The 19541-nt window shown below is 56.2% G+C and carries 15 protein-coding genes; 9 read left to right on the forward strand and 6 right to left on the reverse strand.

The window, feature by feature from the left end; translation table 11 throughout:
* Positions 1-95 precede the first annotated feature (95 nt).
* From ABD931_RS12280 to ABD931_RS12295, 4 genes are all read left to right on the forward strand, one after another.
* Entirely contained in the window at positions 96-3161 is a 3066-nt protein-coding gene (locus tag ABD931_RS12280) for a ligand-binding sensor domain-containing protein (protein WP_345267451.1), read from the forward strand.
* 12 nt (positions 3162-3173) lie between these two features.
* Positions 3174-3806 carry a response regulator gene (locus ABD931_RS12285; protein ID WP_345267453.1) on the forward strand — a complete coding sequence of 211 codons (633 nt, stop codon included), beginning with the start codon at positions 3174-3176 and terminating at the stop codon, positions 3804-3806.
* Between the two features lie 485 nt (positions 3807-4291).
* Positions 4292-4834, forward strand: a complete 543-nt coding sequence (locus ABD931_RS12290; RefSeq protein ID WP_345267455.1) for a gluconate 2-dehydrogenase subunit 3 family protein — start codon at positions 4292-4294, stop codon at positions 4832-4834.
* Positions 4835-4952: 118 nt separating this feature from the next.
* On the forward strand, positions 4953-6665 hold the full coding sequence (locus ABD931_RS12295; protein WP_345267460.1) for a GMC oxidoreductase: 1713 nt from the start codon (positions 4953-4955) through the stop codon (positions 6663-6665).
* A 99-nt stretch (positions 6666-6764) separates the two neighbouring features.
* Here the strand turns inward: ABD931_RS12295 and ABD931_RS12300 are convergent, their stop codons facing one another.
* Positions 6765-8144: a DUF1593 domain-containing protein gene (locus ABD931_RS12300; RefSeq protein ID WP_345267462.1), complete on the reverse strand. Its 1380-nt coding sequence runs from the start codon at positions 8142-8144 to the stop codon at positions 6765-6767.
* Positions 8145-8223: 79 nt separating this feature from the next.
* Here ABD931_RS12300 and ABD931_RS12305 point away from each other — a divergent pair, with 79 nt between their 5' ends.
* Positions 8224-8739, forward strand: a complete 516-nt coding sequence (locus tag ABD931_RS12305) for a DUF2480 family protein (protein ID WP_345267464.1) — start codon at positions 8224-8226, stop codon at positions 8737-8739.
* Positions 8740-8741: 2 nt separating this feature from the next.
* On the opposite strand, the gene ABD931_RS12310 is transcribed toward ABD931_RS12305, so the two are convergent.
* The 5 genes from ABD931_RS12310 to ABD931_RS12330 form a co-directional block, all read right to left on the reverse strand.
* A complete protein-coding gene (locus ABD931_RS12310) occupies positions 8742-9611 on the reverse strand; it encodes a hypothetical protein (RefSeq protein WP_345267466.1) in 870 nt (289 codons plus the stop codon).
* Positions 9612-9681: 70 nt separating this feature from the next.
* The gene (gene rnhB, locus ABD931_RS12315; protein WP_345267468.1) at positions 9682-10257 is read right to left on the reverse strand and encodes a ribonuclease HII; all 576 of its coding nucleotides are present in this window, start codon (positions 10255-10257) and stop codon (positions 9682-9684) included.
* Between the two features lie 60 nt (positions 10258-10317).
* Positions 10318-11337, reverse strand: a complete 1020-nt coding sequence (locus ABD931_RS12320) for a VWA domain-containing protein (protein WP_345267470.1) — start codon at positions 11335-11337, stop codon at positions 10318-10320.
* 3 nt (positions 11338-11340) lie between these two features.
* The gene (locus ABD931_RS12325) at positions 11341-12354 is read right to left on the reverse strand and encodes a hypothetical protein (protein WP_345267472.1); all 1014 of its coding nucleotides are present in this window, start codon (positions 12352-12354) and stop codon (positions 11341-11343) included.
* 48 nt (positions 12355-12402) lie between these two features.
* Entirely contained in the window at positions 12403-13269 is an 867-nt protein-coding gene (locus ABD931_RS12330; protein WP_345267474.1) for a DUF58 domain-containing protein, read from the reverse strand.
* Between the two features lie 72 nt (positions 13270-13341).
* Here ABD931_RS12330 and ABD931_RS12335 point away from each other — a divergent pair, with 72 nt between their 5' ends.
* The 4 genes from ABD931_RS12335 to ABD931_RS12350 all read left to right on the forward strand — a co-directional run bounded on the left by ABD931_RS12335 (position 13342) and on the right by ABD931_RS12350 (position 19513).
* Positions 13342-13713, forward strand: a complete 372-nt coding sequence (locus tag ABD931_RS12335) for a DUF4296 domain-containing protein (protein WP_345267476.1) — start codon at positions 13342-13344, stop codon at positions 13711-13713.
* 125 nt (positions 13714-13838) lie between these two features.
* Positions 13839-14612: a polyprenol monophosphomannose synthase gene (locus ABD931_RS12340; protein WP_345267478.1), complete on the forward strand. Its 774-nt coding sequence runs from the start codon at positions 13839-13841 to the stop codon at positions 14610-14612.
* Between the two features lie 102 nt (positions 14613-14714).
* A complete protein-coding gene (locus tag ABD931_RS12345; protein ID WP_345267481.1) occupies positions 14715-15110 on the forward strand; it encodes a hypothetical protein in 396 nt (131 codons plus the stop codon).
* A gap of 77 nt (positions 15111-15187) precedes the next feature.
* Complete coding sequence (locus tag ABD931_RS12350) at positions 15188-19513, forward strand: CusA/CzcA family heavy metal efflux RND transporter (protein ID WP_345267483.1); 4326 nt, start codon at positions 15188-15190, stop codon at positions 19511-19513.
* The last annotated feature ends 28 nt before the right edge of the window (positions 19514-19541 follow it).

The raw sequence follows: 19541 nt of genomic DNA on the forward strand, positions 1-19541 counted from the left end.
ATGCGACCCTGATGCCGTTGTCTTTTTAGCCACCGATGGCCACTTTTGCAGCAATACCGGCGGGCAGCTTAACGCCGGGTGTTGTATCTTTGAGTATGAACCGAATAAAACAGACGGTCAGGCGGGCAATGGGTAGCGGCATTTGGCTGGCGCTGATCGTGGGCTTTCTGTTCCCGACAGGGCCGGCGGGTGCTCAGGTGACGGATATATCGTTTCTGCACTACACCACCGATCAGGGCCTGTCGAACGATGAGGTAAAATGTATCCTGAAAGACCGGCGGGGCTTTATGTGGTTCGGTACCGTCAACGGCCTGAACCGGTTCGACGGCCAGCGGTTTAAAGTCTACCGCCGGGCCGGTAAGCAGAAAGACTTACCGGGTAATTACATCATCGGGCTGACCCTGGACCCCGACGGCATAATCTGGGTGGCCACCAACCTGGGACTCTGTCGGCTGGACCCCGACCGCGAAGCGTTCCGGCAGATCGTGATCCCTCCGAACCGGGATCAGATCGGCGACAACGATGTGGTGTATCCCCTGATCCTCGACAAAGAAGGCTACGGCTGGTTTTCCGGCGTCGATCAGCTATACCGCATCGACCGGAAAACGCTGCAACTGACTGTGTACCCCCTGCCGCAGAACGCCCATTCGCAATCGGTACGGCTCTACATCGATCGCCGGAATACGTTCTGGGTGTTTACGGAGGGGGTTATTTACCGGTTCGATCCGGCCCGGCGGCAATACACCTACGTGCTGGGCCGAGACAGCCGGCACCCGCAATCAGATCTGCAGGCTATTAACCTGTTTGAAGACAGCCGGCAGCAGCTTTGGCTCTTCACCCTGGGCCGGGGTCTGCTGCGGTATGAGCCGGCGCACGACCGGTTTACCGATGTGCCCGACAAGCTGACCAATATCCATTCGCTCTGCGAAGACCGCACACCCGACGGTCGGCCGTTCTTCTGGGGTGGAGGGGGCGAAACGGGCTTGTTCAGCCTTGATCCGGTTACGCTGCAATATACCGTGGTCAGGCCGGAGCCCCGCGATCCGTTATCGCACAACGGCTCACCGGTAGCGGTATTTTACCGCGACGAGCAAACCGGGGTAATCTGGATGGGTACCGAGTGGGGCATTGAAAAACTTGACCCGTATGCCCTGAAAGTAAAGCGTAAGTGGTTGCCCATCCCGGCCCAGGGTGGCCGGACCGAACGGGTCCGCTTTGTGAGCCAGGACCGGCTGAACCCGGATCTGTACTGGATCGGGACCCGGCAGGAGGGGCTCTGGAAATGGAACCGCCGACTGGATACCTTCACCCGGATCATGGATAAACGGGGGCTGCTGAAGCAGGGGTTCTTTCGTATGGTACAGGATAAGCGGGGCATCATCTGGCTGTCGATGCCTTATAACCTGGTCCAATACGACCCCCAACACAATACCTGGCTGTACAAGGACGACTGGGCTCCAAAGGCAGAGCAGAAAAACCTGAACGACGTATTCGACCTGGCCATCGACCGCACCGGTCAGATCTGGTTTTCATCGGCTGGTCAGGTGTATTCGGTCAACCCGGCTACGGGACAACTGCGGCCCCGACCGCTTCCGGAATCAGTTAATAACGAAAACGCCCCCCGGATCTATGAGTTCTGCGACGACTCTCAGGGCCGTATGTGGGTCTATACCGTAGCCGGGCTGTTCCGCTATGAGGCACAACGTACCGAGGCCGTGCGGATACCGCTGCGTCTGGCCGATACCTCGCTCCGGTTCTCCGACCGGATCTTCATTACGTTTTCTGTCGATTCCAGAGACCGGCTCTGGATCGGCAACATTGGTTTTCTGGCGCAGGCGGACACCACGGGCCGGGTAACAAAGACCTACAATTCTGACAACGGCCTGATGGCCGATCATGTGCTGGCCATGAAAGAAGACAAAGCCGGACAACTCTGGCTGGCAACAGACACGTATCTGCACCGGCTGAATCCGGAAACCGGCGAATTTCAGTACTTCCAGAAAGACAACGGTCTGTTCTCCAACTTCATTATCAGCAACAGCGTCAACACCATGAGCCGGAACGCCCAGGGCGAACTGTTTATTGGCTTTATCAATGCCTTTAACTATTTTGACCCGCTGCGTCTGGCCCGTAATACGGTGCCTCCGCCTGTTGCCGTCACCTCGGTCCTGGTGAATAACCAGCCACGAACGCTGGATGATAGCCGGCTGATTGCACTGCATCCCGGTGATAACTCCCTGTCGGTAGAGTTTGCGGCCCTGAATTATAGCCAGCCCGAAAAAAATCAGTATGCCTATCAGTTGGTGGGTTTTGATAAAGGCTGGGTCAATACCAGCGCCCGCACGGCTACATACACAAACCTGGAACCGGGCAATTATACGCTTCGGATCAAAGCCGCCAACAACGATGGGGTCTGGAACCAGGAAGGCCTCGAACTGGGAGTGCGGGTGATACCTGCCTATTACCAGACGTGGTGGTTCCAGCTGCTGTGCGTGCTGGTGGTGACTGCCGCCGGATATGCCGTTTACCGCAACCGCGAAGCGCAGCGCCAAAAGCTGGAAGGTATCCGCAACCGCATCGCCACCGACCTGCACGATGATATGGGCTCTACGCTCAGCAGCATCCGGATTTTCAGCGATGTGGTGCAGCAGCAGATTCAGCCCGTCCGGCCCGAAGCCGTGCCCATTCTGCAGCGCATCAGCACCAGCGCCACCACGCTCTCCGAGTCGATGCAGGATATTATCTGGACCATTCAGACCAAATACGACAGCCTGGAAGATGTGGTCACCCGGATGCGGGAGTTCGGGCTGAAAATGGCCGAAGCCAGAGATATCCGGTTTATGATGGACGTATCCGACAAATTCCACTCGACCCGGCTGAACGTAGAGCAGCGTCGGAATCTGTACCTGATCTTCAAGGAGAGTCTGAACAATGCTGTCAAATATGCCGATTGCACCACCATTAACGTATTCCTGACTGTAGTGGGCAAGCACCTGAAACTGGTGATCGAAGACAACGGCCGGGGCTTCGACCCCAAAACGGTTCGCCAGGGCAACGGCCTGCAAAACCTCCAGAAACGCGCCAACGAAATCAAAGGGCAACTCACGCTTCAAGCGGCCCCCGGTGCGGGCACACGCATTGAATTGTTAACCCGAGTCTGATTACTCAAGACAATGATTAAAGTTGTTTACTACGAAGATAACCGAAACCTGCGCGAGGGCATCACTTTTCTGTTGCAGGCCACCCCGCAGCTTGAACTGGTAGGTGCTTTTGCCGATTGCCGCAACATTCAGGAAGAGATCCGGACGCTGCAACCCGATGTGGTGCTAATGGACATTGACCTGCCCGGTATGAGCGGTATCGAAGCCGTGCCGGTGGTAAAAGCCATTGCTCCGCAAACGCAGGTGATGATGCTGACGGTGTTTGACAATGAAGAAAAGATCTTTCAGGCCATCCGCAACGGAGCCAGCGGCTACCTGCTGAAACATACGCCCCCGTCGGAGATTGTCGAAGCTATTTTTGACGTGCATAAAGGCGGCTCGCCCATGACGGCCAACGTTGCCCGCAAAGTGCTCCAATTCTTTCAGCAGCAGCGCTCGGCCAAAACCGAAGACTACAACCTCTCCGCCCGGGAACTCGACATTATTAAGGGGCTGGTATCCGGCTACAGCTACAAGCTCATTGCCGACGAACTGCACATCAGCATCGACACCGTCCGGTCGCACATCCGGCATATCTACGACAAACTCCACGTCAACTCCAAAACCGAAGCCATCCTGAAAGCCATGAAAGAAGGGCTGGTTTAGCAGTAGGGGAAGAGGGCAGTAGACAGTAGGCAGAAGTGCTGCCGCAGTTTCTCTGTGGTACGCTCCGTAGGAGCCGACGGTTTATAGAAAACCTGTTCGTGGGCGTCCCCACTGTGCTGTAGGCACAAGCCATTCAAGGCTGGCCTCTACGAGGCAGTTATACATAACACAGAACCGCAGATACTTTAAACCGCTTGTCCTTACAGGACAGTAACTTCTCACAACCTGTCTGCTTCAATCTGCCCACTGCTTCCTGGGGTTTCCCCTAAACCCAACCGTATTTCCCCTAAAATTCATACTTTTCCTGCCTATCAATCGTTGAACAGGTGGCAAAAAGCGACTATTTTTATAATGGTTTTAACAAAAAGGCGGAACTTTACACGGTGAAATCAGGCTTTTAGTCTTGTAAGTTGACAGACTATACGTTTCCTGCCGTTTCCGACTAATTTGAAAAATACAACATACCCCATAATCCCTATCGTATTTTGGAAAGACGAGTAGCCCTCAAAAACATGGCGGTCGCCCTCGGCGGTCTGATGAGTCTGCCGGCCTGGGCCGACGGCTGGAATAAGGCCTCGGTAGCATCGCTTCCCCCTTTTCTTACACCGGCTCAGGACGCCCTCCTGGCCGACATTGTCGAGACGATCATTCCCGCCACCGATACACCGGGTGCTAAAGCGCTCGGCGTTCACTCCTTTATTCAGAAAATGGTGGCCGACTGCTACGAGAAATCCGTGCAGGATAACGTCACAAAAGGCCTGGCCACCGTAGAGAGCCTGGCGAAACAAACCGCGGGAAAACCATTTGGCTCGTTGGACGAAACTCAGCGAATTGCCTTGTTGAAGCAACTGGAGCAGGCTATCGATGCCGACCAGAAAAGCTTTTACCGCCTGGTTAAAAGCTTGACCATTCAAGGCTACATGACCTCAGAATATGTCATGACCAACATCACCAAATACGAAATGGTACCCGGCCGCTACCACGGCTGCGTGCCGGTGGCTGCTAAGGCGTTAACGGATAAAAAATAGTCTGAAGTTTGTAGTCTGAATGGGGCCGCTCGGCGGTCTGAAGTTAAACGTGCGCCAGCTCAACTACAGACTACCGGCCGGCCCCGTTCAGACTTCAAACTTCAAACCCTTCAAAAGAATGGCCAATCTTAATATAGATTCAATCAAAGCAAATACGTTCGATGCCATCGTGATCGGCTCGGGCATCAGTGGCGGCTGGGCTGCCAAAGAACTAACCGGAAAGGGCCTGCAAACGCTGGTGCTGGAGCGGGGCCGCGACGTAAAACACGTGGTCGACTACCCCACCACCATGATGAACCCCTGGGAGTTTGAGCACCGTAACCGGCTACCGCTGGCTGTTAAGGAAGCCAACCCCATCATCAGCAAGTGCTACGCTTTTTACGAAGGCACTACCCAGTTCTTTGTCAAAGATGCCGAGCACCCCTACGTGCAGGAGAAGCCATTCGACTGGATTCGGGGCTACCAGGTGGGTGGTAAGTCGCTGCTGTGGGCGCGGCAGACGCAGCGCTGGAGCAACTTCGACTTTGAGGGACCCGCCCGCGATGGCTATGCCGTCGATTGGCCCATCCGCTACGCAGACCTGGCGCCCTGGTACAGCTATGTGGAGAAATTTGCGGGTATCTCCGGCAACAAAGACGGGCTGGATACGCTGCCCGACGGCGAGTTTCTGCCCCCGCACGAGTGGAACTGCGTCGAGAGCCATTTTCAGAAGCAGATTTCGGCCAAATACAAGGACCGCCACGTGATTATGGGCCGGGCCGCGCACATCACCAAGCCGCAGCCAATTCATTTGCAGCAGGGCCGGGCGCAGTGCCAGCACCGCACCATCTGCGAGCGGGGCTGTCCGTTCGGTGGCTATTTCAGCAGTAATGCGTCTACGCTGCCCTGGGCGGCTAAGACAGGTAAAATGACCCTGCGGCCGAACTCGGTGGTGCATTCGATCATCTACGACGAGAAAAAAGGAAAAGCGACCGGCGTTCGCGTGATCGATGCCGAAAGCAAGCAGATGATGGAGTTCTACGCCCGCATCATCTTCGTGAACGCGGCCGCGCTGAACACCAACCTGATCCTGCTGAACTCGACCTCCAGCCGATTCCCCAACGGCTTAGGCAACGACAACGGCCTGCTGGGTAAGTACGTGGCCTTCCATAACTACCGGGCGGGTATCTCCGGCGAGTACGATGGTTTTCTGGATTCGACCACGGAAGGTCGCCGGCCCAACAGCCCGTATATTCCCCGGTTCCGCAACGTGTACAAGCAGGAGACCGACTTCCTGCGCGGTTACGCAGCCGGTTTCTCGGCAGGCCGGGCTTCCCGCACCAATCAGGAAGGGCTTGGTGCCAGTCTGAAAGAGAATCTGCATAAGCCCTCGCTGGGTGGCTGGTACGTAGGCTCGCACATGATGGGCGAGACCATTCCGAAAGAAAGCAATTTCGTAGCGCTGGATCAGTCGTTGAAAGATCCCTTCGGCATTCCGCAGTTGCGCATTTCGGTGGCCTACGACGACAACGACGATAAAATGGTGAAGGATTACCTGGAGCAGATGACCGAGATGTTTACGGCTGCCGGCTTCACCAATATCCGCACCCGCGACGATAAGCGCAACCCCGGCCTCGATATTCACGAGATGGGTGGCGTCCGAATGGGCAAAGACCCGAAAACGTCGCTGCTCAACAAGTGGAATCAGATGCATGCGGTGAAAAACGTCTTTGTCACTGACGGAGCCAGCATGACCTCCACCTCTACGCAAAATCCGTCGCTGACCTATATGGCCATGACCGCCCGGTCGGTCGACTATGCCGTGAAGGAGATGAAGAAGCAGAATTTATAATTTTTTATGGCAGCAAACAGGAGCCTGGCCCGTTGTCAGGCTCTTGTTTTTTATGCCTGTTTCCTACAGACCGGAAAAGGCGTGGTGTGAGGATCTGTTCTACTTCACAAGTAACGCTACCCGCCGGTAACTCGTAAGCGCTGGTGAGCCGTTATCGGTGGCTATTTCAACCAGCCAGTACATGCCGGGCTGCTGAGGAGCGCGAACGGATAAGATCGGCCCGGTTTCGGCTGGGAATTGTACGTTCGGGTCTGGTGGATAGACTTCCCACCGGAGGGCAACGGAATGCCTGTCAGGGTCTCGCCAGCGGCTGGGCTTTATCTCTAACAACTGTCCCGGCCGGGCCTGAATCTGCCGGATGGCGGGCTGAGCGGAGACGGGCCGGTGATTGGCTGATTCGGGAGGTAAGATGCACCAGTCCAGCCGGGCCTGGAAATCGGCCTGAAAAGCCGGGCGCCAGCGGTAGACGCTGCTCATGCGCGGGTCAGGGTCATCGGGGTTTGTAGGCAGGTCTATGGCATCTACGTAGCGGTTGGGCACTGAGTCGGGAATGCTGCGGCCGCCCCAGCCGCCGAGTTCAGGCCGGTCGGGATTGTCGAGCCCGTTATTGGTTAGCATAGCCAGCATGGAGGGCGTATCGCCTTCTTTGGTGCCGGTGAAACCACCTAATCGCCTTGACCAGATATCCCCGCCTTTGTAATCCGGATAGCTGTCGCCCAGCACCCCATGCCCGTGAATGTGCCGGCGCACCCAGGCTGAGCGTACCAGCGACGTATCACCACCCCGGTACATGCCCCGTATGCCGGCCGTGCGGGTGACATACCACACATCCGGAAAGTTTGCCTTGATCCAGGTAGCGGTCTGGTCCTGGTCATAAATAGCATGGATGCGGAGCCGCCGGCAGAAGGTCGTTACCTGCTCCGGCGTCCGATCCCGGCGCACCCGCCAGAGTGCCTGCGCCAGGTCGGCCGTGCCACCCCACACCAGCACGTACAGCGGACGGTTATCGGCTTCGTCGGTCCGGCGGATAATCCAGGCCGAAGCTTCGGTATCTTTCTCTTCACCAACTGAGGCCTCCACAGGCAGATTTGGTGCCGCAATAGGCTGGCCGCTTTTGACAAGGGCGTGAAGTTGCTCCGCAGCCGGATAGCCTGAATCGTGTTTCCTGAGCGCGGGCAGGACCTGGCTGTACGTATCAATCAACGCATGGATCAGTTCGGGACGGATTTGCTGGCCATGTCCCAGATTGGAGGAGGCAACGAAACCCTCCAGATCGAGATCATTGCTGTATAACAGCAGCCGGATCATAGACTGGGCATCGTCCGGCTCCCGTTCGCCGGTGCGAATACTGGTCATGTCGGTCAGCACCAGCACACGGGGTTTCGATCCTGGCTGGCCTGTGTACCGGCTGGTACGGCAGGCGGTACACAGGCCGAGCAGCAGCAGTACGGAAATGAGTTGTGCGCAAAATACAGGCATGACCAAATCTAAGACCATTCGGCCAATTCCCAAACTTTCCACTGACGCCTTACGTTGTTTGGGCAGAAAGTACATCAGTATGGAAACCGAACCAATTGTAAACCGCGTTGCCAAAAGCGGTCTTGTTACCCTCGATCTGGAAGAGTACTACCACCCCGGCGAGCGGGTTGTCTACGACCTGAAAGACAACCTCTACATGGGCCTGATTTTGAAGGAAAAAGATCTCCGGGAGTTCCTGAAAACCCATGACTGGAGCCAGTATGCCGGCAAAAACGTAGCCATCACCTGCACAGAAGATGCTATTATTCCGACCTGGGCGTATATGCTTCTGACGCTTCAACTTCAGCCCTACGCGAATATGGTGGTGTTCGGCGACCTGAACGCCCTGGAGGAAAAGCTGTATTTTGACGCCATTGCCCGGATCAACCCTGAAGATTACCGTGACGGCCGTGTGGTGATAAAAGGATGCAGCAAAGTACCCGTGCCGACGGCCGCTTATGTAGAGATTACCCGTATTCTGAAACCCGTTGTGCAAACGCTGATGTTTGGTGAGCCGTGCAGTACCGTACCGCTGTATAAGCGGGCCAAAGCATAAGCTTACCGGTTATACACAAATTCTTCCCGGCTGCCGTCCTGATACGTTACGTTGCCAGGGTAGCCATCTGCCCGATAGGTGTAGGTCCAGCGCTCCTCTGTGGTCCGTGGTACACCGGGTACATCAAACTCTCTGACGTATCTTTTTCGGGTAATGTTGTTGAGGTTTCGGTCCATGATGATGTAGTTCCGGCCCGTGGTAGCGAATGGGTTTGGTTTGTTGTCGTACTCATACGTCGTTGTGCTGATGAGTTTGATAGCGCCTTCCTGGGTAGAATAGTATCTTTCCGTTGTTACATTTCCGCGGGCATCGTAAGCATAGGTGTTATACGACCAAAGTCCGTCATCCAGCCCGTACACGTTGGAACGCACGATGCTCCCGCCCGAGTCGTATTGGTGAGTGTTGTAGCTGCGGTAGTCGGGTTTGCCGTCCTGTACCAGGTAATTTTTTGTGAAAAGAATCAAGCCGTCAGAACCGTATTCCGTGTCAGTGTAGGACATCAGCCTGAGGGGTAAGCCTGTTTGGATAGAACTGGACCAGGGCGGGTTGGTGTAATACTGCTCTGTGCGGAGCACCCGGTCGTTTATCCACTTAAATAAGGTTTGGCTACCTGTCTGGTCAGGTCCGCTTTTGATAGCCAGTAACCGGCCAAAAGCATTATAGCTGTATGCCGTCACCGACACGCCGGCGTTTGTCCGGTAACGGGACTCTACCAGTCGGAAACCGGCCGGATTGGCCGACGGCGAACTATCCTGCTTCGAGGCCGTTGTGAGTGAATCTGACCCATCCAGGGGCGTGATGGGCTGGGTAGCTTTGGGTCGGCAGGTCGCGAAAGCCCCCAGTACTACCACAAAAAGTACATATTTTATCATAACAGTATCTGCTTCAGTGCTCTATAGACCCCAAACACGGCAAAACAGTTGGCATGTGTGCTGGATTTTTTCATACCAGCCGGAAACTCATCCGGTGGTAGCGGCAGGGGCCGTGCGCCCGAATGGCCGCTTTATGCAGGGGCGTAGGGTACCCAACATTCTGCGCCCAGCCGTAGTGCGGAAAGTCCAGTGCCAGTTTCTCCATCAGGTCGTCCCGGTATGTCTTCGCCAGCACCGAAGCCGCAGCAATCGACAGGAATTTGGCGTCGCCTTTAACGATGCAGGTATGCGGGATAAGCGGATAGTTGACAAACCGGTTCCCGTCTACCAGCAGATGCTCCGGCAGCACCGTAAGCTGGTCGACCGCCCGGTGCATAGCCAGAAAGCTGGCCTTCAGGATATTGATGCGGTCGATCTCTTCGTTAGAGACTTCTGCTACGGCCCAGGCCAGCGCATCGCGTTCAATATCGGTCCGTAACGTTTCCCGCTGCGTTCGGCTCAGCTGCTTGGAGTCGTTCAGCACGGGGTGGCTGTAGTCCGGCGGCAGAATGACGGCCGCAGCCACCACCGGCCCCGCCAGGCACCCCCTGCCCACCTCATCGAGCCCAGCCTCCCGGACGTTTGCGTTGTAATAGGACCGTAACATAGTTAATGATGAATGATGAATGATAAATGCGTCAGCCCCATTCATCATTCATCGTTAAACTCAGTCTTCCAGGATATTCCCGAAAATAGTATTCTTCAGCAGCAGGGCTAAGAGGAGGAATGCCAGCGCCCAGTAGAGGTAGACGCGGTAGTAATCCTGTACGTCCTGATAAACCTGCGTCCGGACGGGGGCTTTCTCCAGGCGGTTGATCTCGGCAAAAATGCGCTGGAGTTTGCCAACATCGCCGGCGCGGTAAAAGCTGCCTTCGCTGATAGAGGCTATCGTTTTCAGAATGCCTTCATCTGTTGTTTGTGTGGCAGAAGCGGCCCCTTTGGGCGGCCGGCCGATCACGATGGTGTATACCTTGATGTCAAATGCTTTGGCGAGCCGGGCAGCTGTAATGGGGTCCAGGCTACCGGCGGTATTGTCGCCGTCGCTGAGCAAAATGACTACTTTGCTTTTGGCGTGTGATTCGCGCATCCGGTTGATGCAGCGGGCCAGGGCATCGCCGATGGCCGTGCCGGAGGTCCGGATGATGTGGTGGTTCACCTGATTCAGGTATTGCTTTACCAGGGCGTTGTCGGTGGTTAAGGGGCATAGGGAGAACGCTTCGCCGGCGAAGATAACCAGCCCGATGCGGTCGTTTTGCCGGTCGGCGATGAACGTCTGCGCTACCCGCTTGGCGGCCGTCAGCCGGTCGGGCTTCAGGTCTTTTTCAGTCATGGAGGACGATACGTCCATTGCCAGCATAATATCGATACCCTCCGACTGATTTTCTTTTTGCTCCCGGATAATCTGCGGCCGCGCCAGGGCCACCAGAATCAGCGCTACCGCCATAAACGCACTCAGCGGCAGCAGATACCGCAACCGGTTCAGGACTGAATCCAGCAGGTCGCGACGCGGAGAGGTCCGGGGCGAAAAGGAGAGGCTCAGCCGCTGCCCGGCTCCCCGGTGCAGCAGATACCGCAGCCCAAACAGCAGCAGCACGGCCGGAATAGCGTACAGCGCCAGCGGATGGTCGAAGTGAAATTGCTGCCATTGACCGGGTGTAAACCAGCGTAACGAAAACCAGGGTGCCATATGCTATACCGGTTGGGTAGTGGTGGCCTCCGGCTCTGCTACCGCTACCGGTGAAGCCTGGGATATTGGTACCAGGGGGGCCGCCGGCGGTACCGTTGGTCTTATGGTTTCCCGGCGCCGGTAATAAGCCTGGGTAGCTACTTCGCGCAGCACCCGCAGAGCCGCCTGTGACTGGGGCGAAAAGGTGCCGCCGTACACCATCCGGTCAACTTCCTTCAGGGCGTCGGCCAGTCGGTCGTCGGCCATCTGTTCAACAATTTCCCGCGTGGTGAGGGAGGTAAACGGCTGATTCCGGAGCTTTTGCAGGTAAATTTTCCAGGATACCACCATCCGGTTGGCCGTGTCGGCGGCCGTATCCGGGTCCATGCCCCGAATGAGCCGGTTGTAATTGCGCAGGAAACGCATATGCCGCTGGTACAGCAGGTATAAGGCCCACTGGCGTTCGATAGCTTTCCCAAAAATCGAGTACACGATGCCGGCCGTCAGCGCGGCAACGAGCAGGGCCATCAGCAGGTACGGATAGTTGAACTGCTGCTTAACGGGGGCCAGCGCGGTTATGGTAGCCAGTTGAAGCGTATCCAGGCGGCTGGTCTGCAGGGCCGAACGCAGAAAAACGGTATCTGTGGAGGCCCAGAGTGCCGTGCAGTCGGTAGGGTTGACCAGGTAGACCGGCATTCGCAACAGATAAGCCGATGCCGTTCCGAAGGATACCAGGGTGTACACCGCGCTGTCGAGGCTACCGGTGGTATCGGTTCGGGTTGGGTACACGGCTAAACCCCGGACGATAAAAGGGGCGAACTGCCGGGCTGTATCCGGAAAAATAACCTCCTGATGGGCCGGATGCCGGACACTCAGCGAGTACCGGAACGGACGCCCCACTTCAAAGGAATCGGTCAGAAAATGGCCGTCTGGGCGGGGAGTGGCAATGACCATACTGCTGCCGGGCAGTTGCTGCGCGTAGAGCGACAGGGTCAGTAACCAGCCAAAAAGGGTAATTAATACAAGTTTACGGTCCACAGGCTAAAAATAGCAAAATTTGGCTTGCCAAGCCATTCTACCGGGTAACTATATATATTTCCGGATTCGGAACAGCTCCACCAGTTGGGGCACAAAGTCCTGCTGCGCATCCAGCGCCAGGTAATTGGCCTTATACTGCTTGCAGAGCCGATCCAGCCGGGCGCGGTTTTGCTCAAACGAGGTACGCAGGTTTTGCCGCAGGCTGCGCGAGGAGGTATTGACCCAGACCGTCCGCCGGCTTTCGGCATCGTATACCGGAATAATGCCCAGCGCGGGCAGGTCAACTTCCCGCTTGTCGTACATGTGTATCACCACCAGATCGTGCTTGCGGGCCAGGGCTTTCAGGCTGTGCTCATACTGCTGATCGATGAAATCGGAGAGGAGAATGACCACACTTCGGCGCTTCAGCACGTTGAGTGTGAACAGCAGCGCATCGTTCAGGTTGGTTTTGACCGATTCAGGTTTAAGCTTGAACAGGGTCATAATAAGCTGGTAGCCCTGCTTCAGCGTATTCGATGGCTTAATATATTTCTCCTTCTGGTCCGAAAAGCAGTACATGCCCACATGGCTGGCTTCGCGGATGGCCGACATCGCCAATACGCCACAAACCTCCCGCGTGGTATCCAGTTTCGACCGCTGCTGGCTGCCTACTTCCTGCGACGCACTTACATCGACCACAAAAAAAACGGTCTGGTCTTTTTCTTCCCGGAATACTTTGACAAAGGTGCCGTGACCCTTGGACGACACGTTCCAGTCGATGGCCCGCACATCATCGCCGTACTGATACGACCGCAAATCGCTAAACTCCAGACCCGTTCCTTTGAATACCGAGCGGAAGCTACCCCGCATTTGCGAGTTAACGGCTTTTCGGATACGGATTTCGAAATTGCGGAGCCGGGCTAAAAATTCATCCATGCTGCGGAAGAAATACCGAACTTTGTCGGACTACTGTCAGACAAAAATAACGACGAAAAGACCGGGAGTGGCATGAACCTGATAAAACTTATAAAAAGCCGGGTGTGGATCGGCCTTTTACTGCTGGTCCTGAACTGCCGGCCGCTAACTGATAAACCACCGGCCAACCTGATACCGAAGGAAACGATGGTGGAGATTCTGACCGATATTCACCTGGCCGAAGCCAGGGTCAGCAAACTGGCGCTTGGCTCGTCAGACTCATCGGCGATTGTATACAGGCGGCTGGAGCGCGACATCTTTAAGAAGCACAAGGTTGATACAGCTGCGTACAACCAGAGTTATACCTACTACTCGGCGCAGCCAAAGCTGATGGAGGAAATTTATAAGCAGGTGGTCGAAAATCTGCAGGAGACAAAGCCGGATAGTACAGCCAAGGCGATGTGAGGTTAAAAGATGTTAAATGATGTAAAAAGTATGGGGTAAAACGTGCTATTTTGTGGTTAGAGGGTACTATTCCAGGACAAAGACTGTTTTGTTTATAGCAACACCAATAACGCGCTACCGTCATTGTGAAAGAGAGTTTAATTGTCATACCGACATTCAATGAGATCGAGAACATTGAAGCCATCATCCGGAAGGTGTTTAGTCTGCCGACGCATTTCGATGTGCTGATTGTTGACGACGGGTCGCCCGACGGTACGGCACGGTGCGTGCGTATGCTCCAGGATGAGTTTGTGGGCCATCTGCACCTGCTGGAGCGCCGGGGCAAACTGGGGCTCGGTACCGCCTACATCGACGGATTCAAATGGGCGCTGGCGCGGGGCTACCGCTATCTCTTCGAGATGGATGCCGATTTCTCGCACAACCCCGATGACCTGGTGCGGCTGTACCACGCCTGCGCCCGGGAGGGTGCCGATGTGGCGGTTGGGTCACGATACATCAAAGGCGTCAATGTGGTAAACTGGCCGATGGGCCGCGTGCTGATGTCGTACTTTGCCGGGGTATATGTGCGGTTTATCACCGGTATGCCTATTATGGACCCAACTGCCGGTTTTATCTGCTACCGCAGCGAGGTCCTGGAAACGATATTGCAGAACCCGATTCGCTTTGTCGGCTATGCCTTCCAGATCGAAATGAAATTCTCCTGCTGGAAATACGGCTTCACCCTCACCGAAGTACCAATCATCTTTACCGACCGCACAAAAGGCGTTTCTAAAATGTCGACCCGGATTTTCAAGGAAGCCGTTTTCGGGGTCATTCAGATGAAAATTCAAAGCTTCTTCCGCCATTATATCCCGCCCAAACGAACTGCCGATGTTATTGCTCCGGTAGAAACGGTGTGACAGCGTCTGTTTATTTCTACTAATTATAAATTGCGCTCTTTCAGTCACTTAGAGAACTATTCCGGCCCGGATGTTTGTAAATTTGAGTAACGAACCAAACGAATGCCGGTTGTGAAACGCCTGTTGGCCTTTGTGCTGAGCCTGTTGCTGCTGACGAGCAGTATGGTGCCGCGCATGGGCGCGGATCAGTCGGTTCGGTTATCGGCGTTGCTGACCCATTATCAGGAGCATAAGCAGGAATTGGGGCAGGAGCTGAGTTTCCTGGATTTCCTGATTATGCATTATGCCTCCGACTCCCATCACCACAAATCGCCCCATCATAACCATAGTCGGCTGCCCTCGTTCGATAGCGGTGCCGGCGGGTTTGTATTTGCGCCGGTATTCTCCTGGTCGCATGAATTAATAGCTATCTTTATCCAATCTACGCCGTACTTCGGCGTACCCTCCTGGAACGCCCGGCAGGTGTCCTTCTGCCTGTTGCAACCTCCCCGTTGCTGAGCCGATTACGCTTTTTTTCTTACTTTTTAACGGAGGAGGGCCTGTTTTTGCCTTTCCGTAAACTCATTCTATCCGTCATGTTCGACGCTATTATCCGATTTAGTATTCAGAACAAACTGGTGATCGGGGCCTTTGTGGTGGCGCTGATTGCCTGGGGAGGGTACTCGGCCTGGAATCTGCCGGTCGATGCCGTGCCCGATATTACCAACAACCAGGTGGTGGTGATTACCCAAACCCCCGCCCTGGCCGCTCAGGAAACGGAGCGGTTTATTACGACCCCGCTCGAACTGGCAATGGCTAACCTCCAGAACGTAGAGGAAATCCGGTCGGTGTCGCGGCTGGGACTATCGGTATTGACCCTCGTATTTTCGGAAGAAACCGATATGCTCAAGGCTCGCCAACTGGTTTCCGAGCAGTTACGTACCGCTGAGCAGGATATTCCGGCGGCTTACGGCCGGCCTTTTCTGGCTCCCATTACCACAGGCTTGGGTGAGATCTACCAATACACGCTTGTTCCAGGTCCGGGCTATGAAGGCCGCTACAGCCTTACCGACCTCCGGAGTTTTCAGGACTGGATTGTGAAGCGGCAGCTGGCGGGTATACCCGGCGTTATCGAAATCAGCAGTTTTGGCGGCTACGTGAAGCAGTACGAAGTAGCCGCCGACCCCGAACGGCTGCGGGCGGCCGGGGTGACGCTCACCGACCTGGCCGACGCCATGAACCGCAACAACGCCAATACCGGCGGCAGCTATATCGAAAAGAACAGCCAGGCGTACTTTATCCGGGGAGAAGGTACGGTCGGCGATTTAGGAGATATTGAAAATACCATTGTCCGTACGGCTAATGGCCTGCCGCTCCGCGTCGGCAACGTGGCTACCGTGCGGTACGGTCATGCGGTGCGGTTTGGGGCCCTGACCCGCAACGGCGAGCGTGAAGCCGTCGGGGGGATTGTGCTGATGCTGAAGGGAGCGGATTCGGAAACGACCATCGAAGGTGTAAAACAGCGCATCAGCCGCATTCAGCAGTCGTTGCCGGAAGGGGTGAAAATTGTGCCGTTCATCGACCGCACTAAACTCATCGACAAGACCATCAGTACCGTGGTCCGGAACCTGGTAGAAGGCGGTCTGATTGTGATTGCCGTGCTGTTGCTGCTGATGGGTAGCTGGCAGGCCGGTTTGATTGTGGCCTCGGTAATTCCGCTGGCGATGCTTTTTACCCTGGGTATGATGAAGACGCTGGGTATCTCGGCCAACCTGATGAGCCTCGGAGCCATCGACTTCGGACTGATTGTCGACGGCTCCATTATTGTGGTAGAGGCCGTGCTGCACCATTTTCATGGCGACCGGCGGTTCCGGGGGGCTACCCTTACGCAGGAGGAGATGAATGGGGCCGTGTTCGATTCGGCGGTGGCCATTCGGCGGTCGGCGGCTTTTGGCGAAATCATTATCCTGACCGTTTACCTGCCTGTGCTGGCCTTGACCGGCATTGAAGGCAAGATGTTCCGGCCGATGGCCATGACGGTGAGCTTCGCCATTCTGGCGGCCCTCGTCCTGTCGCTTACTTACGTACCCATGATGGCCTCGCTGGTGTTGCCCAAGACCATTGACCCCAAACAGACCCTGGCCGACCGGCTGATGGGCGGACTATATAAACGTTACGAGCCGCTGGTACGCCGGGCGCTGCATTGGCCTAAAACAACCATTGGCACCGCTGTGCTGCTGTTTGTGGTGAGTCTGTGGCTCTTTAGCCGCCTGGGTGGTGAGTTCATTCCCACGCTGGACGAAGGCGATATGGCCATTGATTTCCGGACCCCTTCGGGTACATCGCTGACCGCCACCATTGATGCCACGCTGAAAGCAGAACGGGCGCTGATGACGCATTTTCCGGAGGTTAAACAGATTGTCGGGCGCGTCGGCGCGTCGGAAATCCCCACGGACCCGATGCCGGTGGAGATGGCCGATCTGATGATTACCATGAAAGACCGCTCGGAGTGGACCAGCGCGGCAAACCGGGAGGAGATGGCCGATAAAATGGCCCAGGTGCTGGCGGCCGAAGTACCCGGAACGTCGTCGGAGTTTACCCAGCCCATTCAGATGCGTTTCAACGAAATGATTACAGGTGTGAAGTCGGATGTGGTCGTGAAGATTTTCGGTGATGATCTGCAAACGCTCTTCGACCGTGCCAACGACTGCGCCCGCATCATCGAAAAAGTACCGGGTGTAGCGGGCGTTAAGGTGGAGCAGACGGTAGGGCTGCCGCAGATAAACGTAACCTACAACCGCGCTAAACTGGCGCAGTATAGCATCGCTATCGCCGATGTGAACCGGCTGATCCGCTCGGCATTTGCCGGGGAGGCTACCGGCACCGTTTTCGAAGGCGAACGGCGCTACAACCTGGTGGTGCGGCTGGACAGCGCCCACCGGGGAGATATTACCGATCTGCGTGATTTGTATGTAGGCCTGCCCGAAGGCGGCAGCGTACCCCTGGCCGAACTGGCGGGGGTTGTTTACCAGCAGGCCCCGGCGCAGATTTCGCACGACGGCACCAAGCGCCGGATTACCATCGGTATCAGCATCCGGGGCCGCGATGTGGAGAGTGTCGTCAACGACATCAAACAGCGCATGGAGTCGAGGGTAGCCCTGCCGGCCGGTTACTACTTCACCTACGGTGGCGCGTTTGAGAATCTACAGCAGGCCAAAGACCGGCTCAGTCTGGCCGTACCTATTGCCCTGTTCCTGATTTTCCTGCTGCTGTACGCCACCTTCCACTCGCTGAGGTACGCGCTGCTGATTTTTAGCTCGATTCCGCTGGCGGCCGTGGGTGGAGTACTGGCCCTCTGGCTGCGCGATATGCCGTTCAGTATTTCGGCCGGTGTGGGTTTCATCGCCCTGTTCGGGGTTGCGGTGATGAACGGTATTGTACTCATTGGGTATCTGAATCAACTGGAAAAGGAAGGAGCGCTGGCCCTGCGCGAGCGGATTCTGCACGGCTTGCAGGTTCGTTTCCGGCCGGTTATCATGACCGCTGCGGTGGCTTCGCTGGGTTTTCTGCCGATGGCGCTGTCTACCTCCGCCGGGGCCGAAGTGCAGAAGCCGCTGGCGACGGTAGTAATTGGTGGCTTGATTACTGCTACCTTGCTGACGCTGGTTGTGTTGCCGGTACTGTATAGCGTGGTGGTGGGTAAACCTAAATCCATTCCTGCTCCGGCAAAGGTACTGGGCTTGCTGATCGGTATGCTGCTGATCGGGGCCGGACAACCGGCGCGGGCGCAGGGGCCGGTACTCACACTCCGGCAGGCTATTGATATGGCGTCGCGGCAGAGTTTGCTGCTGCGGGGGAGCAGCCTGGAGGTAGAAAGCCGGCGGGCGCTGGTAGGTACGGCGTTCGACCCGCCAAAGACACTGGTTGAGCTTCAGATTGGTCAGACGCAGGCCCAACCGACGGATTATATCCTGACGACCCAGCAAACGCTGAGTTTACCGGGCCTGTACCGGGCACAGCGGCAGGTGCTGGAAAGTCAGACGGCTGCTGCCGAACGCCGGCTGGCGCTGAACCGGAACGACCTGACCGCTCAGGTAAAGCAGACGTACTACCAACTGCTGTACGACTACCAGGCTTTTCAACTGCTGCAACGGCAGGATAGCCTGTACAAAGTGGCCGCCCGGGCGGCTGCGGTGCGTTACCAGACCGGCGAGACCAACCGCCTGGAGGCCGTGGGTGCCGAAACGCGGGCGCAGGCCATTCAGCTTCGGCTGCTATCGGTCCGCGCCGACATACAAACCCACACCCGTGCCCTGCAGTTGCTGTTGAATACCCCCGACCGTATCAGGATCGACACTACGCAGGCCCTCCGGCGCGACTGGCCGCTGGCCGATACCAGCCTGACCGGCAACCCCTTGCTGGCCTTGCTTCAGCAGGAGCGCACCGTTAGCCGGCAGCAAACGCATCTGGAGCGGCAGCGGCTGAAGCCTGATCTGCTGTTCGGCTACCAGAATCAGTCCATCATCCGGGAGCTGGGCTTTCAGGTTCTACAGGCCGGTTTGGTGATACCCGTATTTGCCAGGGCGCAGAAATCCCGCATCCAGGCCGCCCGTATCAACGAGCAACTGACCGATACCCAACTGATGTACACAGAACGGCAGCTTTCGGGGCAGTTGGCTATTTTGCAGCAGAACGCGCAGACCCTGCTGGCGTCGTTGCAGTACTTCAGCCAGTTTGCCTTACCGCAGGCCCGGCTCGTGCGCGAAACCGCTATCAAAAGTTACCGCAGCGGAGAGGTGGACTATACTGAGTTTTTCCAGAATGTGCAGCAGGCCTGGCAGATTGAAGAGCAGTACCTGGCGACCATTTTTACCTACACCTCGCTGGTGATTCAGGCCGAAAGCCTGCTGGCCCTGCCGTAAACCAACCAATGATCTCAATCGAACACCT

It is taken from the genome of Nibrella viscosa (assembly GCF_039541875.1).
Classification (GTDB): Bacteria; Bacteroidota; Bacteroidia; order Cytophagales; family Spirosomataceae; genus Nibrella; species Nibrella viscosa.